Origin of the sequence: Stenotrophomonas sp. NPDC077659, from assembly GCF_050268705.1 — a bacterium.
In the GTDB taxonomy this organism is placed as follows: Bacteria; Pseudomonadota; Gammaproteobacteria; order Xanthomonadales; family Xanthomonadaceae; genus Stenotrophomonas.
The window spans coordinates 16,720-40,696 of record NZ_JBNNHG010000008.1 but is presented as its reverse complement, the minus strand read 5'-3'; the positions used below and the strand labels follow the sequence as shown (position 1 = coordinate 40,696).

The following is a 23,977-nucleotide window of genomic DNA, read 5'->3' as shown; positions in this document are numbered from 1 at the left end:
GACTGTCGGGTTTTTCTTTATGTGGGCAGAAACTCCTGCCGCAGCCACCAGTTACATGCGTTTACATGACGCCAACACTTCGTCACGTGTTTCTAACAAAATCCTTCACTAAATACGTGAAAACGTGAACTGCTTCACGGCAATGGCAATTGCTGCGTCAAAGTCTTGACGATCCAGAAAGTTGCCGTTAACACTTGGGCCCTGTTTCAAATCTGTTCATACCGCAGTAACCGCACGTCGCCTGCGCCCGGTTTTCTGTCGCTGCGCGATGCCCGGCAATACCCGCAGTGAATCACGCGAATAACGCCCCGAGGGGACGTTGGACCAGAAGGTCCGGCGCTGGCGTTGCTTTGCCCAAAACCAGTCCAAAATCAGGAGCCGTATCGATGAATCGGATTTATCGCAAGGTCTGGAACAAAGCGTTGGGTCAGTTGGTGGTGGCCTCGGAACTGGCCTCTTCCGACGCGCGCGGTGGGGTCGTCGACCAGCGCCGTGACGCGGTCCGGCCGCTGACGCTGGCCGCAGCGCTTGCTCTGGCCATGGGACTGGGAGGCACGGGCCTGGCCGCCGCCCAGTCGGTGGAGATCGGTGGCAACGCCAACTGCGTCACCCTCAGCAGCAGCCTGATCGACCAGTGCGTGGTGGACGGCAGCGCCAACGCCAGTGGCCGCAATGCGGTGGCGGTGGGCACCGGCAGCACCGCCAGCGCCGCCAACAGCGTTGCCCTCGGCGCGGGCTCCAACGCCAACCGTGCCAACACCGTTTCGGTGGGCGCGGCGGGCAACGAACGACAGATCACCAACGTGGCTGCGGGCACGGCGGCGACCGATGCGGTCAACCGCGCACAGCTCGATGCCCAGGCGCAGGCCACCCAGGCCGCGCTGGCCGCCGCAGCTGCCGGGGGCAGGCGTTACTTCAAGGCCGATGGCGCTGGCGATGACAGCGATGCTGCGCAGATCGACGGCGAGGGCGCACTGGCGGCCGGTGCATCGGCCGTTGCCAGCGGCGACGACACCACCGCGCTGGGCAATGGCGCACAGGCCACCGCCGACAGCGCCACCGCCATCGGCGCGCAGGCGCAGGCCGTCGGCAGTGGCAGCACCAGCGTCGGTGCGGGCAGCGCCGCCAGCGGTACCGCAGCGGCCAGTTTCGGTGTCGGTGCAGAAGCCTCCGGCGGTTACAGCACCGCACTGGGCGGCCTGTCCAACGCCTCGGCCTTCAATGCCACCGCTGTCGGCAATGCCGCCAGCGCCACCGGCTCCAACAGCGTGGCCGTGGGTGGTGATGCCCAGGCCAGCGGCGCCTACAGCACCGCCACCGGCCAGAGCAGCCTGGCCACCGGCACCAACTCGGTGGCCGTGGGTGGCGCACTGTTCGGCCTGCTGCCAACCGAAGCCTCGGGTGACTACTCCACGGCCGTCGGTGGTGGCGCCTGGGCACCGGGCACCAATGCCACCGCACTTGGCAACGCGGCAGAGGCGCAGGGCGCCAACAGCGTGGCGCTGGGCGCCGACTCGATTGCCGACCGCGACAACACGGTTTCGGTCGGCGGCGCAGGCAATACCCGTCAGATCACCAACGTCGCCGCCGGTACCGAAGGCACCGATGCGGTGAACAAGGACCAGCTGGATGCGGTTGCCGCCACGGCGGAGACCACCCGCAAGTACTTCCAGGCTGCCGGTAGCGAAAACAGCGATGCCGGCGCTCTGGCTGAAGGTGACAGCGCACTGGCGGCCGGTGAAGCTGCCAACGCCATCGGCGATGGCGCCATCGCGCTTGGCGGCGGTGCCGCCGCCCTGGCCACCAACGCCACGGCGGTGGGCTACAACAGCCTGGCCACCGGCGAAAACGCATCTGCCGTGGGCACCAATGCACAGGCCAGCGGCAGCGACAGCGCCGCACTGGGCAGCGGTGCGGTGGCCAGTGAAACCAGCACCACCGCGACCGGTGCGGGTGCACAGGCAACGGCCGTCTACAGCACCGCCAACGGCGCCGAGGCCATCGCCAGCGGCGCACAATCGCTGTCCAGCGGCTTCCGCGCCTCGGCCTCGGCCGACGGCACGACCGCCGTCGGCGGCTACAGCGAAGCCAGCGGCCGCCTCGGTTCGGCGTTGGGTTACGGCACGCTGGCCAGCGGTGCCAACAGCACCGCCGCAGGCGTGTTCGCCACCGCCACCGGCGCAAGTTCGGTGGCCATGGGCGATTCCAGTGAAGCCAGCGGCGATGAAAGCGTGGCCATCGGCGGCAGCACCTTCTACGGCCTGATTCCGTCCCGTGCCAGTGGTTACGGTGCGGCCGCCTTCGGTGCCGGTGCCTGGGCCACCGACGATTACGCCACCGCCATTGGCTGGAACTCATGGGCCGACGGTGCCCAGTCCACCGCGCTGGGCGCAAGCGCCACTGCCAACGGCATCAACAGCGTTGCGCTCGGGGCCGGTTCCACCGCCGACCGTGACAACACCGTGGCCGTCGGCAGTGCTGGCAGCGAACGCCAGGTCACCCACGTCGCCGCGGGCAGCGAAGACACCGACGCGGTCAATGTCGGACAGTTGAAGGACGTTGCCGCCGTGGCCGACACCACCGCCAAGCGCTTCCAGGCCACCGGCAGCAGCAACAGCGATGCCGGTGCACTGGCAGAGGGGGATGACGCGCTGGCCGCAGGTGAGGCCGCCAATGCCATCGGCAACGGCACCACAGCCGTAGGCGCCGGTGCCACGGCGGTTGCGCAGAGCGCCACCGCCGTGGGCAACAACGCGCTGGCCAGCGGCCAGAACAGTGCCGCGTTCGGTTACAACGCGCAGGCTGCAGGTCCGGGCAGTGTCGCCGTCGGTGGCGCTGCGGTCGACGAAGAAGGCAATCCGCTGATCACCAGCGGGGGTGTCCCGGTTGAAACCGGCGCCACCAGTGCCGGTGTCGGCGGTACGGCCGTCGGTGCCAGCGCCGAAGCCAGCGGCTTCGCCGCCTCCTCGTATGGCGTCGGTGCCTATGCCGCCGGCGCGCAGTCTTCCGCCTTCGGTGCGGTGGCCAATGCTGTCGGTGATTACTCCACCGCGCTGGGCACGCAGAGCAACGCCACCGGCACCAGCAGCGTGGCCATCGGTGGCCCGGCCGATCTGATCCCCGGTCTGGGTTTCTTCGTGCAGACCCAGGCCAGCGGTGAAGCGGCCACGGCCGTCGGTGCCGGGGCCATCGCCAGCGGCGATCATGCCGTGGCCAACGGCAGCCTGACCGAAGCGTCCGGCGCCGAATCGGTGGCCGTCGGCTACTTCGCCTATGCGCCGGGCGAGAACGCCAGCGCGCTGGGCGCGCAGAGCTGGGCCAGCGGCACGCAGAGCACCGCCGTGGGCTACTACTCCACGGCTCGCGGCGCCAACAGTGTGGCGCTCGGTGCCAACTCTGAAGCCGTGCGCGACAACAGCGTGGCCGTCGGCAGCGAAGGCAACGAACGCCAGATCACCTCGGTAGCCGCCGGTACCGAAGCCACCGATGCGGTGAACAAGGCCCAGCTCGACGCCGTGGCCAGCACCGCCGACACCACCGCGCACTTCTTCCAGGCGCAGGGCGAGGAGGGCAGCGATGCCGGCGCCTACGCCGAAGGCGAAGGTGCGGTCGCGGCCGGTTCGGCCAGCAACGCGATAGGCGCAGGCGCCCTCGCACAGGGTGCGGGTGCGGCCGCCATCGGTGCCGACACCGTCGCGCTGGGGCGCAACACCTTCGCCGATGGTGAGGGTGCCGTGGCCGTGGGTGGCCTCGGCCAGGCCTACGACGAGTACAACCAGCCGCTGCTGGATGACGAAGGCAATCCGGTGCAGGTCGGTACCACGGCCTCGGCCGGCTCCACCGCCGTGGGCAACGCCGCACAGGCCACCGGAGCCAGCAGCAGTGCCTTCGGCAATGCGGCGCAGGCGACCGGGGACAACAGCTTCGCCGCGGGCGGGAAGTCGCGCGCCACCGGCAGCTATGCGGTCGCCATCGGCGACAGCGCCTTCGCCAAGGCCGCCGACAGCACGGCCGTCGGCGGTTACAGCACTGCCAGCGAAGAGGGCGCTACCGCCTTTGGCGCGGGCGCGTGGGCCACCGGCACCAATGCGTCGGCCGTCGGCCCGGCGGCATGGGCCAGCGCGAATGGCGCCACCTCCATCGGCTACAACAGCTGGGCCAACGGCACCAGTTCCACTGCCGTGGGCCGCGGTGCCTTCAGCTACGGCGACAACAGCGTTGCGCTGGGCTTCCAGGCATTGGGCAACAGCATCAACAGCATCGCAGTGGGCACCAACACCGTGGCCGGTGGTGAAAGCGCCATCGCCATCGGTGCCGGCAGCACTGCCAGCGGCAACAACGCCGTGGCTCTGGGTGCCGGCTCGGTGGCCGACCGCGACCGCAGCGTCTCGGTGGGCAGCACCGGCAACGAACGTCAGGTGACCAATGTTGCCGCCGGCACGCAGGCGACCGATGCGGTGAACAAGGCCCAGCTGGATGCCGTCGCGGCCAGCGCGGCTACCACCAGCAAGTACTTCCAGGCCAGCGGCAGTGATGACAGCGATGCCGGCGCCTACGTAGAGGGTGACAATGCCTTGGCGGCCGGCGAATCGGCCAACGCCATCGGCGATGGCGCCACCGCATTGGGCAGCGGTGCCAATGCCATCGGCAGCAACGCACAGGCACTGGGCTTCAACGCCCTGGCCAGCGCAGACAACGCCAGCGCCATCGGTGCCAACGCACAGGCCACCGGCGAGTACGCCACCGCGCAGGGCGCCGAAAGCGAAGCCAGCGGTGAGCAGAGCGCGGCCTTCGGTGCCGCAGCCGTGGCCAGCGGTGCAGGCAGCACCGCCAGCGGCGTGCTGTCCGAAGCCAGTGGCGAGGAAGCCGTGGCGGTGGGTTACTTCAGCACGGCCAGTGGCGAGGCGGCCACCGCTGTCGGCAGCGAAAGCGTGGCCAGCGGTACCGCATCGGCGGCGTTCGGCATCGGTGCCGAAGCCACCGGCGGCTACAGCACCGCCATCGGTGGCTATGCCAACGCGTCGGCGTTCAATGCCACCGCCTTGGGCAACTTCGCCAGCGCCTCCGGTTCCAACAGCGTGGCCCTGGGTGGCGATTCGGAAGCCTCCGGTGCCTACGCCACGGCCACCGGCCAGGGCAGCCTGGCGACGGGTGTAAACAGCGTGGCCATCGGCGGCTCGCTGTTCGGCATCCTGGCCACCGAAGCCTCGGGTGACTACTCCACGGCCGTCGGTGGTGGCGCCTGGGCACCGGGCACCAATGCCACCGCGCTTGGCAACGCGGCGGAGGCGCAGGGCGCCAACAGCGTGGCGCTGGGCGCCGACTCGATTGCCGACCGCGACAACACGGTTTCGGTCGGCGGGGCAGGCAATACGCGCCAGATCACCAATGTCGCCGCCGGTACGGAAGGCACCGACGCGGTGAACAAGGATCAGCTGGACGCCGTGTCCGCAGTGGCCGAGAACACCCGCAAGTACTTCCAGGCTGCCGGTAGCGAAAACAGCGATGCCGGCGCCCTGGCTGAAGGTGACAGCGCACTGGCGGCCGGTGAAGCCGCCAACGCCATCGGCGATGGCGCCACCGCGCTCGGCGGCGGTGCCACCGCCCTGGCTGCCAATGCCACGGCAGTGGGCTTCAATAGTCTGGCCACCGGCGCCAACGCGGCGGCGGTCGGCACCAACGCACAGGCCACCGGCGAAGAAAGCGCCGCGCTGGGCAGCGGTGCCGTCGCCAGCGAAACCAGCACCACCGCGACCGGTGCGGGTGCACAGGCCACGGCGGTCTACAGCACCGCCAACGGTGCCGAAGCAGTTGCCAGTGGCGCACAGTCGCTGGCCAGCGGCTTCCGCGCCTCGGCCTCGGCCGACGGCACGACCGCGGTCGGCGGCTACAGCGAAGCCAGCGGCCGCCTCGGTTCGGCGTTGGGTTACGGCACGCTGGCCAGTGGTGCCAACAGCACCGCAGCGGGTGTGTTTGCTGCCGCCACCGGTGCAAGTTCGGTGGCCATGGGTGATTCCAGCGAAGCCAGCGGCGATGAAAGCGTTGCCATCGGCGGCAGCACCTTCTACGGCCTGATTCCGGCGCGTGCCAGCGGTTACGGCGCGGCCGCCTTTGGTGCCGGTGCCTGGGCCACCGACGACTACGCCACCGCCATCGGCTGGAACTCATGGGCCGATGGTGCGCAGTCCACCGCGCTCGGTGCCAGCGCCACTGCCAACGGCATCAACAGCGTTGCGCTCGGCGCCGGTTCCACCGCCGACCGTGACAACACCGTGGCCGTCGGCAGCGCTGGCAGCGAACGCCAGATCACCCACGTCGCTGCAGGTACTGAAGGCACCGACGCGGTCAACAAGGACCAGCTGGATGCCGTCGCCGCCACGGCGGAAGGGACCAGCAGGTACTTCCAGGCCAGCGCCAGCGCCGACAGTGATGCCGGTGCCTACGTGGAAGGCGACAACGCACTGGCGGCCGGCGAAGCGTCCAACGCCATCGGCAATGGCACCACCGCATTGGGCAGCGGTGCCACCGCCCTGGCCGGCAATGCCACGGCCGTCGGCTTCAACAGCCTGGCGACCGGCATCAATGCGGCGGCCGTCGGCAACGAGGCGCAGGCCACCGGCGAAAACAGCGCCGCGTATGGCAGTGGCGCAGTGGCCAGTGAAATCAGCAGCACCGCCACCGGCAACGCCGCCCAGGCAACGGGCGTCTACAGCACCGCCAACGGTGCCGAGGCCATCGCCAGTGGCGCACAGTCGCTGGCCAGCGGCTTCCGCGCCTCGGCCACGGCCGACGGCACCACCGCAGTGGGCGGTTACAGCGAAGCCAGTGGCCGTCTCGGCACCGCGCTGGGCTACGGTTCGGCCGCGACCGGCGCGAACACCACGGCGGTCGGCTTCGGTGCGGCAGCGGCAGGTGCCAATGCGGTTGCGATGGGCCAGTCCAGCGAGGCTACCGGTGACGAGAGCGTGGCCATCGGCGGCAGCACCTACTACGGCCTGATCCCGGCGCGTGCCAGCGGTACCGGCGCAGCTGCCTTCGGTGCCGGTGCCTGGGCCACGGGCGATTACGCCAGCGCCATCGGCTGGAATGCCTGGGCTGACGCGACCGATGCCACCGCACTGGGTGCCAACAGCACGGCCAGTGCGGCCAACAGCGTCGCCCTCGGCAACGGCTCGCAGGCCACCCGCGCCAACACAGTATCGGTAGGCAATGCGGCCACGCAGCGGCAGATCACCAACGTGGCCGCAGGTACTGAAACCACCGATGCAGTGAACAAGGGCCAGCTCGATGCGGTGGCCGCGACTGCCGATGCAGTGGGCCAGCGCTTCAAGGCCAACGGTACCGGCATGGCCACCGCCAGCGGCACCGATGCGGTGGCCGTGGGTTCCAACGCCAGCGCCAGTGGCAACCGCAGCAATGCCGTGGGTAGCAGCGCCAACGCCATCGGCAACGCATCGCTGGCCCTGGGTGCCAACAGCGCGGTTACCGGCAGCAACTCGGTGGCGCTGGGTGCCGGCGCACGTGCGGTGGAAGCCAACGTGATCTCGGTCGGTGGCGGCAACGGCACCGATGGTCCCGCCACCCGCCGCATCGTCAACGTGGCTGACGGCCGCATTGCCGCCGGCAGCACTGATGCGGTCACCGGTTCGCAGCTCAACGTCACCAACCAGCGCGTGGGTGCGGTTGAGACCCGCGTCGGTGATTTCGACTCGCGCATCGCCACGGTGGAAACCAGCGCCGCCAATGCCGTCGGCTATGACGATGCCAGCCGTGATCGCCTGACCCTGTCCGGCATCGAAGGCACCGTCATCGACAACGTCGGTGCCGGCAGCATTGCCGCCGGCAGCCGCCAGGCGGTCAACGGCGGCCAGTTGTTCCAGTCGCTCAGCGATGCAGCCAGCATCCTCGGCGGTGGTGCCAGCGTTGGCATGCAGGGCCTGTTCGTTGCGCCCAACTACGTCATCCAGGGCTCGACCTACAGCAATGTCGGCGACGCACTGGGCGCGCTGGACCGCAAGGTGACCGAGCTTGACCAGCGCACCGCTGGGACCAGTGGCAGCAGTGCACGCACCGCCAGCCTGCGTTCGGCCGCGGTGATGGACGCCGGCAAGGCCAGCATCACCGCCGCCACTGCCGCCGATACCGCAGCGACCACGGCCGGCGTGCAGGGCACGCCCACCGCTGCGACGGCCGGCACCGCACAGGCGGTGGCCAGTGCCGGCACCGGCATCAACGCCGTGACCGTTGGTGACGGCGCTGTCGCCACGGCGGCCTCGTCCACGGCCATCGGCCAGGGGGCCACGGCCTCGGCGGCCAATGCGGTCGCACTGGGCCAGGGCTCAGTGGCTGACCGTGCCAACACCGTCTCGGTAGGCAGCGAGGGCAACGAACGCCAGGTCACCAATGTGGCCGCCGGTACTGCGGCCACCGATGCGGTGAACAAGGGTCAGCTGGACCGCGGCATCACCACCGCCAACAGCTATACCGACAGCCGCGTGCAGGCCGTTGCCGACAGCTTCGATGTGTTCAAGGGCGAAGTGGACGGACGCCTGCGCAACATGGATCGCCGCATCGACCGCCAGGGCGCGATGAGCGCAGCCATGCTCAACATGGCCACCAGTGCCGCCGGCATCCGCACCCAGAACCGGGTCGGTGTCGGCATCGGTTTCCAGGGTGGCGAATCGGCGATGTCGCTCGGCTACCAGCGTGCGATCAGCGACCGCGCCACGGTCACCTTGGGCGGTGCGTTCAGCAGTGATGACGCCTCGGTGGGCGTCGGTGCCGGCTTCGGTTGGTAAGGCGACAACGCGCCGGTGGTCACGCCGCCGGCGCTGCTTCTGCAACAGGGCCTGAGGGGAGGTCTCGGCAACCCCGGCTCGGCCAGCCGGGAACCGTCAAGGAATGATGGCCGCAGTGTTGGATCCAACCATGACCCAGAAGAGGAATGTGACGTGATCAATAAGCAGAACCTTCGCATCAACGTGCTTGCTGCCGCCATGCTGTCGATGACCGCCGCAGGTGCGGTCCACGCTGCCGGCCTGCCGACCCGCGAGCCGGTGCGCCAGGCCAGCACCGCTGAAGCGGGTGCCGAGCGCATCATCGTGAAGTACCGCGCCGGTACCGCTGCCGCCAGCGACCGCTCGGCCAAGCTGTCCACCGTGCAGTCCGCACTGACCCGCGCCAGCCTGTCCGGTGGCACCAGCCGTGCCAGCACCCTGGGCCCGCAGGTGGTGCGCAAGCTTGGCATCGGCGCGGACGTGATCCGCCTGCAGGGCCGACTGGCGCCGGCCGAACTGCAGCGCGTGCTGAAGGAGCTCAAGGCCGACCCGTCGGTCCAGTACGCCGAAGCCGACGTCAAGCTGCGCCGCAGCGAGCTGCGCGCGGGCGACGTGAAGCCGGCCCTGGTGCCGAACGATCCGTACTACGCGCAGTACCAGTGGCACCTGGGCAACGCCACCGGCGGCATCAATGCACCGGCGGCGTGGGATGTCTCGCAGGGTGAGGGCGTGGTGGTTGCCGTGCTCGACACCGGCATCCTGCCGCAGCACCCGGACCTGGTCGGCAACCTGCTGGAAGGCTACGATTTCATCAGTGACGCCGAGACCTCGCGCCGTGCCACCGACGACCGCGTGCCGGGCGCACAGGATTACGGTGACTGGGTCGAGAACGCCAACGAGTGCTACAACGGCTCGCAGCCGGAAGACAGCTCCTGGCACGGCACCCACGTGGCCGGCACCGTCGCCGAGCAGACCAACAACGGCGTCGGCATGGCCGGTGTCGCGCACAAGGCCAAGGTCCTGCCGGTGCGCGTGCTGGGCAAGTGCGGTGGCTACCTCTCCGACATCACCGATGCGATCACCTGGGCGTCCGGTGGCACCGTCGCCGGCATCCCGGCCAACACCAACCCGGCTGAAATCATCAACATGAGCCTGGGCGGCAGCGGTGCCTGCGCGGGCGCCTACCAGGATGCGATCAACGGCGCGATCTCGCGTGGCACCACCGTGGTGGTGGCCGCCGGCAACGAAACTGACAACGCCGCCAACTACCGGCCTGCCAGCTGCGAAGGCGTGGTGACCGTCGGTGCGACCCGCATCACCGGTGGCATCACCTACTACTCCAACTATGGTGCGCGCGTGGACCTGTCCGGTCCGGGTGGCGGTGGCAGCGTGGACGGCAACCCGGGGGGCTACATCTGGCAGTCCGGTTCGGATGCGGCCACCACGCCGGAGTCCGGCAGCTACAGCTACATGGGCCTGGGCGGTACCTCGATGGCCTCGCCGCACGTGGCCGCTGTTGCGGCCCTGGTGCAGAGCGCACTCATCGCCAATGGCAAGGATCCGCTGGCGCCGGCCGCGCTGCGCGCGCTGCTGAAGGAAACCGCGCGTCCGTTCCCGGTCGCCATCCCGGCGTCCACCCCGATCGGCACTGGCATCGTCGACGCCAAGGCCGCGCTGGCCAAGGCGCTGGCTGAACCCTGCACCGAAAACTGCGAGCCGGAAGGCATTCCGCTGACCAACAAGGTCGCCGTCAGCGGCGTGGCCGGCGCCACCGGCAGCGAGACGGTCTATACCTTCGAAGCGGTGGCCGGCAAGCAGCTGAGCGTGCTGACCTATGGCGGCACCGGTAACGTCTCGGTGTATGTGGCGCAGGGCCGCGTGCCCACCGCCACCGACAACGATGCCAAGTCCACCCGCCCGGGCAACACCGAAACCGTGCGCGTGGCCAAGCCGGTGGCCGGCACCTACTACGTGAAGGTGGTGGGCGAGGCGGCCTACAGCGGCGTGAGCATCCTGGCAACGCAATAAACCTGCCATTGTTCTGTCGTAAATGAACGCGCGAAGCCCGTCATGTTGTTGTGACGGGCTTCGTCATTCTGCGAAACACTCCGACGGGACAGCGGAAGTCCCGGCTGAACTGCTAAAGTCGGGTAGATCGACAGGAGAGTCATGTGAACGCGCTCGCTGCCACTGCCATCGACGACGCTGAAGGCCGCATCCTCGATGCGCTGCTGGCGCGCGGGCGGCTCAAGGAAGGGGATCTGGCACGTGCTCGGCCGCTGCATGCCGAAGCCGGCGGCAGCCTGCTGGGCCTGCTGGTACGGCTTGGGCTGGTGTCCGAACGCGACCAGGCGCAGACCAGCGCCGACGTGCTCGGGCTGCCGCTGCTGGAAGGCAGGCAGTTGCCTGAAGCGCCGCCGCAGTCGCTGGCCGAAGGCCTGCCGCTGTCGCTGCGTTTCCTGAAGCAGTTCCACGTCTGCCCGCTGGCGCTGGATGAACACGGCGTACGCCTGTGGCTGGCCGACGCCCACGATGCGTATCCGCAGCAGGCCGTACAACTGGCACTGGGCGTGCCGGTCAGCCCGGTGCTGGGCATGCGTGCGGAGATCGACGATCTGGTCGAGCGCTGGTTCGGCCAAGGCCGCAGCGCGATGGGCGCGATCGTGGAAACCGCCGACGGCGAAGGCGGTGCAGTGGATGACATCGAGCATCTGCGCGACCTCGCTTCCGAAGCCCCGGTCATCCGCCTGGTCAACCTGGTCATCCAGCGTGCGGTGGAACTGCGTGCCTCGGATATCCACGTCGAACCCTTCGAGAACCGCCTGAAGGTGCGATACCGCGTCGACGGCGTGCTGGTGGAGGGCGAAAGCCCGCCGGCCAACCTCACCGCGGCGGTCATCAGCCGCATCAAGATCATGGCCAGGCTGAACATCGCCGAGCGCCGCCTGCCGCAGGATGGCCGCATCATGCTGCGCGTGCAGGGCAAGGAGCTGGACCTGCGCGTCAGTACCGTACCCACCGCACATGGCGAAAGCGTGGTGATGCGCCTGCTGGACCGCGAGACGGTGGTGTTCGATTTCCATCGCCTGGGTTTCACCGATGCCTTCCTGCCGCAGTTCCGCAAGGTGCTGGAACAACCGCATGGCATCCTGCTGGTCACCGGCCCGACGGGTTCGGGCAAGACCACCACGCTGTACACCGCGCTGAGCCAGCTCAATACGGCCGACGTCAAGATCATCACCGTAGAAGATCCGGTCGAATACCAGATCGAAGGCATCAACCAGATCCAGGCCAAGCCACAGATCGGCCTGGACTTCGCCAACGCGCTGCGCAGCATCGTGCGCCAGGACCCGGACATCATCATGATCGGCGAAATGCGCGACCTGGAGACCGCGCGCATCGCCATCCAGTCGGCGCTGACCGGCCACCTGGTGCTGTCCACGCTGCACACCAACAACGCGGCCGGCGGCATCACCCGCCTGCTCGACATGGGCGTGGAGGATTACCTGCTCACGTCCACCATCAACGGCATCCTCGCCCAGCGCCTGGTGCGCCGCCTGGAACCCACCCACGCCGAGCGCTACGAAGCCTCGCCGGAGGAGATCGAACGTTTCGAACTGCGCCGCCTGCAGCCGCAGGGGCCGATCCACCTGTTCCGTCCGAAGCCCTCGGCACTGGCACCGACCGGTTACCTGGGCCGCACCACCATCATGGAATTCCTGGTGATGAACGACGCGCTGCGGCGCGCGGTGATGCGCCGCGACGGCATGGGCGAGATCGAACGCATCGCCCGCGAGGCCGGCATGCGCACCATGTACGAAGACGGCCTGGCCAAGGCCCTGAGCGGGCAGACGACCATCGAGGAAGTCCTGCGCGTGACCGAGGAGGGGTGATGCGCGCGGGAGATCGACGCTGACATGCCCACCTATCGTTACAAGGCGCTGAACCCGCACGGCGAAGTCTTCGACGGCCAGATGGAAGCGGCCAGCGAGGCCGAGCTGGTCGCACGCCTGCAGGACCAGGGCCATCTGCCGATGGAAACCCGCCTGGCCGAAGGCGGTGCAATGGGCGGCAGCAGCCTGGGCAGCCTGTTCCGCCCGCGCCCGCTGCAGGGCGCGGCGCTGCTGCAGTTCACCCAGCAGCTGTCGACCCTGCTCGGCGCTGGCCAGCCGCTGGACCGCGCGCTGTCGATCCTGCTCGGCCTGCCCGAGGACGAACGCTCGCGGCGCGCGATCACCGACATCCGCGACGTCGTGCGTGGCGGTGCGCCGTTGTCCACGGCGCTGGAACGCCAGCATGGCCTGTTCTCGCGCCTGTACGTGAACATGGTGCGCGCTGGTGAGGCCGGTGGCAGCCTGCATGAAACCCTGCAGCGCCTGGCCGATTACCTCGAACGCAGCCGCGCGCTGCAGGGCAAGGTGGTCAACGCGCTGGTCTACCCGGCCATCCTGCTGGTGGTGGTGGGCGGCGCACTGCTGTTCCTGCTCGGCTACGTGGTGCCACAGTTCGCGCAGATGTATGAAAGCCTGGACGTGGCCCTGCCGTGGTTCACCAACGCGGTACTGCAGCTGGGCCTGTTCATGCGCGATTGGTGGATCCTGCTGCTGGTGGTGCCGGCGGTGACGGCGCTGCTGCTGGAACGGCAGTTCCGTCAGCCTGCCGCGCGCCTGGCGCTGGATGGCTGGCTGCTGCAGCGGCGCGGCATCGGCCGCCTGCTGGGCGAACTGGAAACCGCGCGCCTGGCCCGCACCCTGGGCACGCTGCTGCGCAATGGCGTGCCGCTGCTGGGGGCGCTGGGCATCGCCCGCAACGTGCTGGGCAACCGCGCGCTGGCCGCCGATCTGGACACCGCCGCCGATGAAGTGAAGAACGGTGCCGGCCTGTCGCTGGCGCTGTCGCGCGGCAAGCGCTTCCCACGCCTGGCCCTGCAGATGATCCAGGTCGGCGAGGAATCCGGCGCGCTCGATACGATGCTGCTCAAGGCCGCCGACACCTTCGAACAGGACAGCGCCCGCCGCATCGACCGCCTGCTGGCGGCGATGGTGCCAGCCATCACCCTGGTGCTGGCCTCGGTGGTCGGCGCGGTCATCGTGGCTGTGCTGGTACCGCTGTACGACCTCACCAACGCCATCGGCTGACGATGGCCTTTTCCGCAACCTTCGACTCACCGCAACTGAAAGGACCGACCATGCTTGCTTCCCGTCGACCGATCCGCCTGTCCTTCGCCAGCGCACGCCACCAGAGCGGCATGAGCCTGCTGGAGATCATCATCGTCATCGTGCTGATCGGCGCGGTGCTGACCTTGGTCGCCAGCCGTGTGCTGGGCGGTGCCGACCGCGGCAAGGCCAACATCGCCAAGGCGCAGGTGCAGACCGTGGCATCCAAGATCGACAACTACCAGATCGACACCGGCAAGCTGCCCGGCTCGCTGAACGACCTGGTGACCGCGCCGGCCGGCGTCGGTGGCTGGCTGGGCCCGTATGCCAAGCCGGCCGATCTGAACGACCCGTGGGGCCACGCGCTGGAATACCGCGCGCCCGGCGAAGGCCAGGCCTACGAGCTGGTCAGCCTGGGCAAGGACGGCAAGGCGGGCGGCAGCAGTGTCGACGCCGATATCCGCTACGAGCCGTAAGAGCGCATGACGTTGTACCTGCCGCGCCGGCTGCCACGCCCGCGTCTGCACGGCAGGCGCGCCACCGGCCTGTCGCTGCTGGAAATGCTGTTGGTGATCGCGCTGATCGCCGCCATCGGCCTGATCACCGCCGCCGGCCTGTCGCGTGGCTTTGCCGGCATGCAGCTGCGCAGCGCTGGCAAGGACATCGCCAGCCAGCTGCGCATGGTGCGGGCCCAGGCCATCGCACGCGGCGAACCGCAGCGCTTCGTGATCGAACCGGCGGAACACCGCTGGCAGGGCGCGAACCAGCACCGTGGCACGGTGCCCGAACCGGTACAGGTCGTGTTTGAAGGTGCCGCACAGCTTTCCGATGCACCCGGGCAGGGCGTGATCGAGTTTCACCCTGATGGTGGTTCCAGCGGCGGCCGCATCCGCCTGCAGCGCGGTGCCGCCGAGTGGCGCATCGATGTGGGCTGGCTGACCGGCGAAGTGCGTTCCGGGCCGTGGCGGGCGCAATGAAGACATCCGCGCGCGGCTTTACCCTGCTTGAAGTGATCGTGGCCTTCGCCCTGCTGGGGCTGGCCCTGACCCTGCTGCTGGGCAGCCTGTCCGGCGGTGCGCGCCAGGTCAGTGATGCTGGCCTGCGCACGCGTGCGGTGCTGCACGCACAGTCGCTGCTGGCCAGCGCCGGTGTCGAAGCGCCGCTGCAGGTGGGCAGCCAGAGCGGGGAATGGGAGCAGGGCCGGTATCATTGGCAGCTGCAGGTACAGCCGTGGACTGAACCGCGTGCCGGTGATGTGGCGCCCACGCAGTCGCCAGGTGCGCCGTGGCTGGCCGAGCTGCAGCTGCAGGTGCGCTGGGGCGACGGAGCGGGCGAACGCCTGCACTGGCGCACCCTGCGCCTGTTGCCGCCGGACCTGGAGAGCGCACGATGAAGCGTCGCGCGGGCGGCTTCACCCTGGTCGAAGTGATGCTGGCCACCGTGCTGTTGGCCGGTGGCCTGGCGCTGGCCTTTGCCAGCGTGCGCAGCGCAATGGCGGTCAGCCAGCGGGGCGAACAGATCGCGGCCGACAGTGAACGCATGCGCGCGGTGCAGGGCTTGCTGCGGCGGCAGCTGGGCGGCGCCCTGCGCAGCCCCATCGAAGTGCTTGATCCCACGCGCGAACCGGTGTATTTCCACGGCGACGGCGAGGGCATGCAGTTCGTCGCCGATCTGCCCGGCTATCTCGGCCGCGGTGGCCCTTACCTGCACACGCTGCAGGTTGAAGGTTCCCCCGGCCAGCGACGCCTGCTGCTCGACCTGGTGCTGCTGCAGGAAGGCGAGCAGCTGCCGGAAACTCCGCCGCGTCCGCCGGAGGTGCTGGCCGACGGGCTGAAGGACGTGCGCCTGCGCTACCGCGGCCTCGATCCTGCCAATGGGCAGATGAGCGAATGGCTGCCCCGTTGGGACGACACCCGGCGCCTGCCGCTGCTGGTGGAAGTGCAGGTGGTTCCGGTGCGCGGCGCACCGTGGCCGGCGCTGGTGGTCGCTCTGCATGCCGGTGGCATGGGAGGTGCGCGGTGATCGTCCAGCGTGGGGCCGCGCTGGTGCTGGTGCTGTGGCTGATCGCGCTGATGACCGCGCTGGTCGGTGCATTCGCCCTGAGTGCGCGCGTGGAGCATCTGCAGCAGCGCGTGCTCGGCGATGATGCGCGCGGCCAGGAACGTGCCCGCGCCGGCCTGGAATATGCGCTGCTGCGCCTGCGCCAGGATCCGCTGCGCCCGGCGTGGCAGGCCGATGGGCGCACCTATCGCTGGCAGTACGACGATGTGCCGGTCGAGATCCGGGTGATGGACGAGAACGGCAAGATCAACCTGAATCTGGCGGACGCGACGTTGCTGGCCGCGTTCCTGCAGGCCCTGGGCGAGCCCGCCGAACAGGCCCGGCAGCTGGCCGGTGCCATCATCGACTGGCGCGACGAGGACAGCCTGCTGCAGCCCGGCGGCGGTGCCGAGGCACCGGACTATGCGGCCGCCGGCCTGCCGTATGGCCCGCGCAACAAGCGCTTCGAGACCCTGGGCGAACTGCAGCGCGTGCTCGGCATGCGCGCCTCGCTGTACCGGTCGATGCTGCCGTACCTGACCCTTTACAGCCGCCAGGCGCGGCCGGATGCCCGAGTGGCGGGCGGGCCGGTTCTGACCGCACTGGGCCTGGATGCCGAGCAGGTGCTGGCCCAGCGCGCGCAGCAGGAGCGTGACGAACGTTCCGGTGCGACGCCGTCAACGCTTGCCAGCGGCAGCGGCACCTATAGTATCGAGGCCCGTGCCATCGACGGCAGCGGTCGCCTGTCGGTACTGCAGGCGGTGGTACGCAATGGATCGGGCGGTGTGCCCGGACGAACCTACACGGTGCTTCGTTGGGAGCAGGGAATGGCAGCACGATGACGGCTTGGCAGGACAGCCTGCGGCAGGCGCAGGGGCGGATCGGCCCCGGTGCGGGCCGTTTCCTGCGCTGGTGGCGGCAGTCCCTGCTGGCCTGGGTGCCGGCGCGCTGGCAGTGGGCGCTGGGCTGGTCGCAGAGCCGCCTGCTGCTGCAGCGGCAGGGTGATCTGCTGCAGGTGTGGCGCGAAGCCGGGCAGGGCCTGGAAGCGGTGGCCAGCCTGCCGTGGCCGACCCCGCCGACGGAACTGGACCGTGTCCTCGATGCGCGCCTGCGTGGCCTGCCACGGGTCTGGCTGCTGGCCGAGCCGCAGGTCCTGGTGCGCACGCTGCGCCTGCCCATGGCGGCCAGTGACCGCCTGCGCGCCGTGGTCGGTTACGAGATCGACCGGCAGACCCCGTTCGAATCCAGCCAGGTCAGCTATGACGTCCGCGAACGCGGCAGTGCCGGCGAAGGCCTGCTGCAGGTGGAACTGGTGGCCTGGCCGCTGCGCCAGCTCGAGGCCTGGCGCGGCCAGGTCGGCGCCTGGGGCGATGCGCTGTCCGGCATCGATGTACTGGATGCACAGGGCCAGCCGCTGCAGGTCAACCTGCTGCCACAGGCACAGCGGCAAGCCCGCCATGACCCGATGCGGCGCTGGAACCTGCTGCTGGGCCTGGCCGCCGTGGTGATGCTGGCGCTGGCCGCCGCGCAGCTGCTGGACAACCGCCGCCAGGCCGCCGACACCCTGCGCGCGGAGGTCGAACGCAGTGCGCGCAGTGCCCGCGGTGTGGCCAGCGAACGCAGCCAGCTGCAGGCACTGCTGGACGGGGCCGCGTTCCTGGAAAAGCAGCGCGCCCAGCGCGCCAGCACGGTGGAACTGTGGAACGAACTGACCCAACGCCTGCCCAATGGCACCTATCTGGAAAAACTGGCCATCGAGAACAACAACCTGCAGCTGATCGGTCTCAGCAGCGAAGCCTCGCAGCTGGTACAGCTGCTGCAGGACGCCCCGCAATGGCGCAAGGTCAACCTGACCGGCGTGCTGCAGGCCGATGGCGCCAGCAGCGGCCGTGACCGCTTCACGCTGACCGCCGAGCTGCAGCCGCTGGCCCCTGCCACTGCGCCTGCCGCCCCAGCCAAGGAGACGGCCGATGCCGATGCCGATGCCAAGCGCACGCCGTGACCGCTGGCTGGCACTGGCGCTGCTGGTCGCCGTGCTGGGCCTGGTCTACCTGCTGCTGGTGCACCCGTGGTTCACCCAGCCGCTGCTGGCCATCAACGATGACGTGGCCGCGCTGCGCGAGCGCCAGCAGCGCGTGCAGGCGCAGCTGCAGCAGCAGCCGCAGATCGAGCAGCGCCTGCAGCAGACCCGCGAGGCATTGAAGCAGCGCCCCGGCTTCCTGCGCGAAGCCACGGCCGAAGCCGCCGCCGCTGCCCTGGGCGCACGCGTGCAGGATGCGGTGGCTACCGCCAGCCCGGGCAACCGCAGCTGCACCATCAGCAACCGCACACCGCTGACCGACAACCGCCGCGATGCCGAGTTCGTGCGCGTGGCCATGCAGGTGCGCCTGCGCTGCGGCGTGGCCGAACTGGCCGCCGTGCTGCACACCCTGGAAACCGGCAGCCCGCGCCTGTTCGTCGACAACCTCAATCTCATCGCGCAGCGCTTCCAGCAGTCACCCAATGAATCGGGCCTTGGCCTGGATGTGTCCTTCGAGCTGGCCGGGTACCTGCTGCCCGGCACCGGTGGCGATGCCGCTGCGCCTGCTGCGGCATCCGCCGCGCCGGCGCCTGCCGCCGAGGCCGGCAGCGTACCGGCCGAGCCACCCGTGGAAGCGGAGGGCGCCGATGAAACGTGATCCGATCACCCTGCGCACCGGCTTCCTGCTGGCACTGGCCGGCTGGGCCGGCGCGACCTGGCTGGCCACGGGCTTCGGCCTTGGCAGTCGCTTGGCCCCGGCCGACAGCGATGCCGCCGGGCAGACCGCCGCGCTGCCCGCATTGCCGCCGATGGCCGCCGAACGCATGGCCGCTGCCGACAGCTACCAGGCCATCGGCGAACGACCGCTGTTTGCCGAAGACCGGCGGCCGCGTCCCTATCTGCTGGGTGGCAGTGAACCGGCCGCCAGCGCCGCGCTGCGCCTGACCGGTGTGCTGCTGACGGACAGCTTCAGCATGGCCACCTTCACCACCGAACAGAACCGTTCGCTGCGCCTGCGCCTGAACGGTGACGCCGTGGATGGCTGGCAGCTGGTCGCGCTGGAGCCACGCCAGGCCACGGTGATCGGGCCCAGCGGCAGCCAGGTGCTGGAACTGGCCACGTTCAACGGGCAGGGCGGGGAACCGCCCACCGTGCTGCGCGGTGCCAATGGCACGGTGCCGCCGGCCGCTGCACCGCCGCCGCCGCAACCGCCTGCGGCAGGGCAACCGGTCGCCGCCGCGCGTGCGGCCAGTGGCGCTGCGGCCGTACCGCCTGCGCCGCCGGCACCCATCAATGCGGCCCCCGCCGCCGCCAACACCAACGGCCCCAGCGAAGCGCAGATGCAGGCCATCCGCGAACGCATCCAGGCCCGTCGCCGTCAGCTGCAGCAACAGCAGCAACAATCGTCGCCGCCCCCGGGCGATGGCACCAACCGATAGAGTGAATGCATGAACCTGCGTTTTCTGCCCTGGTCCCTCGCCCTGACGCTGCTGGTCGGCTGCGCCACCGTGTCCGGCCCGAACGTCCATCGCAGTGCCACCCCGCCGCCCGCGCAAGCCGGTGCCGCTGCGGCTGATCCCCAGGTCGTCGAAGGTGATGCCGCTGCAGGTACGCCGCAGGCGGTGATCCGCCGGGGCAGCGGCACCATGATCAACCGCGAGGCTGCGCGTGCGCCGTCACCGGCACTGCATTCGGCCAGCGGCGGCAGCGCCACCTTCAACTTCGAAGGCGAGTCGGTGCACGCGGTGGTCAAGGCCATCCTCGGTGACATGCTGGGGCAGAACTACGTCATCGCGCCGGGCGTGCAGGGCACGGTCACCCTGGCCACGCCCAAGCCGGTGTCGCCCGCCCAGGCGCTGAACCTGCTGGAAATGGTGCTGGGCTGGAACAACGCCCGCATGGTCTACAGCGGTGGCCGCTACAACATCGTCGCCGCCGACCAGGCCCTGGCCGGCACCGTCGCTCCCAGCACCGCACCGGCCTCCAGCGCCCGTGGCTTCGAAGTGCGGGTGGTGCCGCTGCAGTTCATTTCCGCCAGCGAGATGAAGAAGGTGCTGGAGCCGTACGCGCGGCCCAATGCCATCGTCAATGTCGACACCGGCCGCAACGTGATCACCCTCGGCGGCACCCGCGCCGAGCTGGAAAACTACCTGCGTACTGTAGAGATCTTCGACGTCGACTGGCTGTCGGGCATGTCGGTGGGCGTGTTCCCGATCCAGTCCGGCAAGGCCGAGCAGGTCGCCAACGATCTGGAGAAGGTGTTCGGTGAAGACAGCAAGACGCCCAGCGCCGGCATGTTCCGCTTCCTGCCACTGGAAAACGCCAACGCCGTGCTGGTCATCACCCCGCAGGTGCGCTACCTGGACCAGATCCAGCAGTGGCTGGACCGCATCGACACCGCCGGCGGCAGCGCCCGCCTGTTCTCCTACGAACTGCGCTACATCAAGGCGCGTGACCTGGCCCAGCGCCTGGCCGAAGCCTTCGCCAGCAGCAACAACCGCAACAGCCGGGGTTCTTCGGTCGGGCTGGCCCCGGGCGCGACGCCGATGCAGCTGGACAGCCGCGGCGGGGAGAACAGCAGCAACAACACCAGCGATTTCGGTGGCAGCAGCAACAGCACGACCGGCGCCAGCGGCGGCATGGCCAGTACCATGAACCTGCCGCAGAGACAGGAAGGCAATATCAGTGTCAGCCTCGATGTGGAAGGTGACACCGTCGGTGTTTCGGCGGTGGAAGAAACCAATGCACTGCTGGTGCGTGCCACCCCGCAGGCCTGGCGTTCGATCCGCGAAGTGATCGAGAAGCTGGACGTGATGCCGATGCAGGTGCATATCGAAGCACAGGTGGCCGAAGTCGACCTGACCGGCGACCTGAAGTACGGCGTCAACTGGTTCTTCGAAAATGCCGTGCAGGGCCAGAGCTACACCGGTGCCACCGGCGGCGCTACCTTGCCCAGCGCGCTGGGACGCAACATCTGGGGCAGCTTCGCCGGTGCCATCACCGGCAGCGAGACCGGCTGGACCTTCCTTGGCAAGAACGCCGCAGCGGTGGTCAGTGCTCTGGACCAGGTGACCAACCTGCGCCTGCTGCAGACCCCGTCCATCTTCGTGCGCAACAACGCCGAGGCGCAGCTGAACGTCGGTACCAAGATTCCGATCAACTCGGTCTCGGTCAACACTGGCATCAGCGACAGCACCTACAGCCAGGTGCAGTACCTGGACACCGGCGTGATCCTCAAGGTGCGCCCGCGCATCACCCGCGATGGCGTGGTGTTCCTGGATATCGTGCAGGAAGTCAGTTCAGCCGGCGCAACGCCGTCGGGTTGCGACCCGACCAAGAGCACCTGCAACCCGCCCATCAACACCCGCAAGATTTCCACCGAGGCGGCACTGCAGAGCGGTGACACCATCATGCTGGCCGGCCTGATCACCAACTCCGATGAGGACACCTCCAACGGTGTCCCAGGCCTGAGCCGCCTGCCGATCATCGGTGGTCTGTTCGGCAGCAAGGGCAAGGTGAACAAGCGTTCGGAAGTGATCGTGCTGCTGACCCCGACGATCGTGCGCAACGGGCAGGAAGCGCGGACGCTGACCGATGAGTACAGCAACCGCTTCCGCGCGATGGAACCGTTCCCCACGCGCGAGCGCAGGAAGTAGGGTTTTTTGTGGCAGGGCTTGCAGCCCTGCACCTGCTCAATGCAACGGCAACGGCAAAAGCGGGTTATCCGTGGGTTGGCGGGGCGGTGTCGGATTGCGGGGACGCCGCAAGTACGTCCGTGTAGGCTTGGCCGCCGCATCCATGCGGCGGACACCCCGCAATCCGACACCGCCCCACCTTCGACAGTTGGCCGGCGGCTGATGGTGGGTGCCGACCGTTGGTCGGCACGATTTTTCTGTCAGATATCAATATTCAAAATGGCGTCGGATCCCGTTGCGCAGCAACGGGATCCGACCCCGTGCCTTTCCGACAGACCGTAGAAAGCTGTCGAAGGCGGGGTGGGTCCGGTTGCGGGGGCGTGAGCCGCATGGATGCGGCGACCGAGCCTCCATGGACGGATTCACGGCGCCCCCCGCAACCGGACCCACCCCGCCATCTCACGGATAGCCAGCTGTTGCCGTTGCTCTGGCTCTGGCCGTTGCCGTTGCCGTTGCGTTGAGCAGGTGCAGGGCGCAGCCCTGCCGGTGCTACGCTACCGCCAGCGACTACCACGGAGGCGGGATGGGGGCGATCGTGTTGTTGCCGCTGGGGGTGGATGATGCCGCCCTTGATCGCTGCCTGGCCGCGCTCGACGCCGGCACGGCGGCAGGCACCGCTGTGTGGCTGGCCGATGACGCCCAGGCCGGGCCACGCGCGCAGGCCGTAGTCGAGCATTGGCTGGCGCATACCCCGCTGCAGGCCGAATACACCCGCCGTGCGCGTCCGCTGGGCGAGGTCGCCCACCTTGATGAAATGCTGCGCGCCTGCGACGGCTTGGACGTGGCCGTGCTCGCCCCCGACAGCGTGCCCGCGCCGGGCTGGCTGCAGCAGCTGCAGGCCGCCTTCGCCCGCGATGCCGCCATCGCCACCGCCACGCCCTGGTGCAACGCCGGCGAAACCGCCGCGTGGCCACGCCTGGGCGAAATCAGTCCCGAACCTACCGACAGCGCATTGCTGGCGCAGGCCTGCGCGTCGCTGCCGAACCTGCACCCGGAACTGCCCTCTGCGGTCACCCATGCGGTCCTGGTGCGCGGAAACGCGCGCCGCCGTGCCGGTGGCCTGGATGTCGACAGCTACCTCGGCTGGAATGCCGCGCTGGTCGACCTCAGCCTGCGCATGGCCGGCCTGGGCTGGCGCAATGTGCTGTGCGAGAACGCCTTCGTCAGCCGCGCCGGTGAAGCCATCAGCCGCGAGGGCGACCTGGAAGCGCTTGCCGCGCGCTGGCCGGGCTGGATGCCGCGCCTGGCCGATTTCCTCATGCACGATCCGCTGCATGCATTGCGCGACGACCTGCAGCAACGGCTGCGGCAGGCGATAATGCCGCGTGACCAGGGCGACCTGTTCGCCGTCCCCACGTCGCCGGAGCCGTCTGCTTGAACCCCGCCATCGCCGCCATCGTCGTTACCTACCAGAGCGGCAGCACCATTGATGCCTGCCTGTCGCGGCTGCGCCAGGCGCAGGACGTAGCCGAGATCCGGGTGGTGGACAACGGCTCGCAGGACGACACTCTGGAGATCGTGCAGCGCCATGCCAGCCACGATGCACGCGTCCGCTTCATCGGCAATCCGGACAATCCGGGCTTTGCCGCCGCCAACAACCAGGGCGTGGCCGATTCAAACAGTCCGTGGCTGGCCTTCATCAATCCCGACCTGCTGGTGGAAACCGCCACCCTGGCCGCACTGCGTGGTCGTGCGCTGGACCTGGGCGACTGCCTGCTGGGCGTGGAGCAGGTGGACGAGTACGGCGTTGCCGATGACGCCGTGCGCCGCCGCGACCCCGATTTCCTGGCCATGCTGCGCTCCCCGGGACGCGGGGGCAGGCTGGCGATTCCGCGCGACCCAGCGCAGGCGCTGCAGCGGGTACCGGCACTGTCCGGCGCATTGCTGCTGATGCCGCGTGCGCTGTTCAACCGCATCGGCGGCTGGGATGCCGGCTACCGCCTGCATGCCGAAGACCTGGACCTGTGCCGCCGGGTGCGCGAGGCTGGCGGCGTGGTGGCCATCGCCAACGATCTGCGGGTGACCCACGTGCGCGGTGTGTCCAGCCGTTCGCGGCCGTTCTTCGTCGAATGGCACAAGCACCGTGGCCTGTGGCGCTACTTCAGCAAGTTCGAGGCGAAGCAGCGTTCGCTGCCGGTACGGGTGATGGTGTGGGGGGCGATCTGGGCCCATGCGCTGATGCTGCTGCCGAAGCTGCTGCGCAAGGCGCTTTGACGTCCAGCGCGGGGCATCGCATCCACGCATGGCGTGGATCTACCGGGTCCGGTGGAGGGTGGGTGCGGACCGTTG

15 protein-coding genes are annotated in these 23,977 nt (G+C 69.1%); all 15 read left to right on the top strand.

Annotated features, from left to right (window positions below):
- Positions 1 to 386: 386 nt before the first annotated feature.
- Entirely contained in the window at positions 387 to 8,798 is an 8,412-nt protein-coding gene (locus ACQKDV_RS02500; protein ID WP_427782214.1) for an ESPR-type extended signal peptide-containing protein, read from the top strand.
- A gap of 153 nt (positions 8,799 to 8,951) precedes the next feature.
- Positions 8,952 to 10,805 (top strand): S8 family peptidase, encoded by a 1,854-nt coding sequence (locus tag ACQKDV_RS02495; protein ID WP_427782213.1) that lies wholly within the window; start codon positions 8,952 to 8,954, stop codon positions 10,803 to 10,805.
- Positions 10,806 to 10,948: 143 nt separating this feature from the next.
- Positions 10,949 to 12,670 (top strand): type II secretion system ATPase GspE, encoded by a 1,722-nt coding sequence (gspE, locus tag ACQKDV_RS02490; RefSeq protein WP_427782211.1) that lies wholly within the window; start codon positions 10,949 to 10,951, stop codon positions 12,668 to 12,670.
- 24 nt (positions 12,671 to 12,694) lie between these two features.
- Positions 12,695 to 13,915 carry a type II secretion system protein XpsF gene (gene xpsF, locus ACQKDV_RS02485; protein ID WP_427782209.1) on the top strand — a complete coding sequence of 407 codons (1,221 nt, stop codon included), beginning with the start codon at positions 12,695 to 12,697 and terminating at the stop codon, positions 13,913 to 13,915.
- Positions 13,916 to 13,965: 50 nt separating this feature from the next.
- Entirely contained in the window at positions 13,966 to 14,409 is a 444-nt protein-coding gene (gene gspG, locus ACQKDV_RS02480) for a type II secretion system major pseudopilin GspG (protein WP_427782208.1), read from the top strand.
- A 6-nt stretch (positions 14,410 to 14,415) separates the two neighbouring features.
- Complete coding sequence (gene xpsH, locus ACQKDV_RS02475; RefSeq protein WP_427782207.1) at positions 14,416 to 14,910, top strand: type II secretion system protein XpsH; 495 nt, start codon at positions 14,416 to 14,418, stop codon at positions 14,908 to 14,910.
- Positions 14,907 to 15,326 carry a type II secretion system protein XpsI gene (xpsI, locus tag ACQKDV_RS02470; RefSeq protein WP_427782206.1) on the top strand — a complete coding sequence of 140 codons (420 nt, stop codon included), beginning with the start codon at positions 14,907 to 14,909 and terminating at the stop codon, positions 15,324 to 15,326. Before xpsH ends, xpsI begins: the two co-directional genes overlap by 4 nt.
- The gene (locus tag ACQKDV_RS02465) at positions 15,323 to 15,955 is read left to right on the top strand and encodes a type II secretion system protein J (RefSeq protein WP_427782205.1); all 633 of its coding nucleotides are present in this window, start codon (positions 15,323 to 15,325) and stop codon (positions 15,953 to 15,955) included. Before xpsI ends, ACQKDV_RS02465 begins: the two co-directional genes overlap by 4 nt.
- A gap of 50 nt (positions 15,956 to 16,005) precedes the next feature.
- On the top strand, positions 16,006 to 16,815 hold the full coding sequence (locus ACQKDV_RS02460) for a general secretion pathway protein GspK (RefSeq protein ID WP_427782225.1): 810 nt from the start codon (positions 16,006 to 16,008) through the stop codon (positions 16,813 to 16,815).
- A complete protein-coding gene (locus tag ACQKDV_RS02455) occupies positions 16,812 to 17,975 on the top strand; it encodes a PilN domain-containing protein (protein WP_427782204.1) in 1,164 nt (387 codons plus the stop codon). The genes ACQKDV_RS02460 and ACQKDV_RS02455 overlap by 4 nt, the downstream gene beginning before the upstream one ends.
- Entirely contained in the window at positions 17,950 to 18,651 is a 702-nt protein-coding gene (gene gspM, locus ACQKDV_RS02450) for a type II secretion system protein GspM (protein ID WP_427782224.1), read from the top strand. Before ACQKDV_RS02455 ends, gspM begins: the two co-directional genes overlap by 26 nt.
- Positions 18,641 to 19,432, top strand: coding sequence for a hypothetical protein (locus tag ACQKDV_RS02445; RefSeq protein ID WP_427782202.1), 792 nt, complete (start codon positions 18,641 to 18,643; stop codon positions 19,430 to 19,432). The genes gspM and ACQKDV_RS02445 overlap by 11 nt, the downstream gene beginning before the upstream one ends.
- Positions 19,433 to 19,441: 9 nt before the next feature.
- Positions 19,442 to 21,649, top strand: a complete 2,208-nt coding sequence (gene gspD, locus ACQKDV_RS02440) for a type II secretion system secretin GspD (protein ID WP_427782201.1) — start codon at positions 19,442 to 19,444, stop codon at positions 21,647 to 21,649.
- Positions 21,650 to 22,211: 562 nt separating this feature from the next.
- Positions 22,212 to 23,066 (top strand): glycosyltransferase family 2 protein, encoded by an 855-nt coding sequence (locus ACQKDV_RS02435; protein ID WP_427782200.1) that lies wholly within the window; start codon positions 22,212 to 22,214, stop codon positions 23,064 to 23,066.
- On the top strand, positions 23,063 to 23,902 hold the full coding sequence (locus ACQKDV_RS02430; RefSeq protein ID WP_427782199.1) for a glycosyltransferase family 2 protein: 840 nt from the start codon (positions 23,063 to 23,065) through the stop codon (positions 23,900 to 23,902). The genes ACQKDV_RS02435 and ACQKDV_RS02430 overlap by 4 nt, the downstream gene beginning before the upstream one ends.
- Positions 23,903 to 23,977 lie beyond the last annotated feature (75 nt).

Excerpts from the sequence above, each read along its gene's own strand:
- xpsH (WP_427782207.1), top strand. The coding sequence starts at position 14,416 with ATGACGTTGTACCTGCCGCGCCGGCTGCCACGCCCGCGTCTGCACGGC.
- xpsI (WP_427782206.1), top strand. The coding sequence starts at position 14,907 with ATGAAGACATCCGCGCGCGGCTTTACCCTGCTTGAAGTGATCGTGGCC.
- ACQKDV_RS02465 (WP_427782205.1), top strand. The coding sequence starts at position 15,323 with ATGAAGCGTCGCGCGGGCGGCTTCACCCTGGTCGAAGTGATGCTGGCC.
- ACQKDV_RS02455 (WP_427782204.1), top strand. The coding sequence starts at position 16,812 with ATGACGGCTTGGCAGGACAGCCTGCGGCAGGCGCAGGGGCGGATCGGC.
- gspM (WP_427782224.1), top strand. The coding sequence starts at position 17,950 with ATGCCGATGCCAAGCGCACGCCGTGACCGCTGGCTGGCACTGGCGCTG.
- ACQKDV_RS02500 (WP_427782214.1), top strand. The coding sequence starts at position 387 with ATGAATCGGATTTATCGCAAGGTCTGGAACAAAGCGTTGGGTCAGTTG.
- gspG (WP_427782208.1), top strand. The coding sequence starts at position 13,966 with ATGCTTGCTTCCCGTCGACCGATCCGCCTGTCCTTCGCCAGCGCACGC.
- ACQKDV_RS02460 (WP_427782225.1), top strand. The coding sequence starts at position 16,006 with ATGACCGCGCTGGTCGGTGCATTCGCCCTGAGTGCGCGCGTGGAGCAT.
- xpsF (WP_427782209.1), top strand. The coding sequence starts at position 12,695 with ATGCCCACCTATCGTTACAAGGCGCTGAACCCGCACGGCGAAGTCTTC.
- gspD (WP_427782201.1), top strand. The coding sequence starts at position 19,442 with ATGAACCTGCGTTTTCTGCCCTGGTCCCTCGCCCTGACGCTGCTGGTC.
- ACQKDV_RS02435 (WP_427782200.1), top strand. The coding sequence starts at position 22,212 with ATGGGGGCGATCGTGTTGTTGCCGCTGGGGGTGGATGATGCCGCCCTT.
- ACQKDV_RS02445 (WP_427782202.1), top strand. The coding sequence starts at position 18,641 with ATGAAACGTGATCCGATCACCCTGCGCACCGGCTTCCTGCTGGCACTG.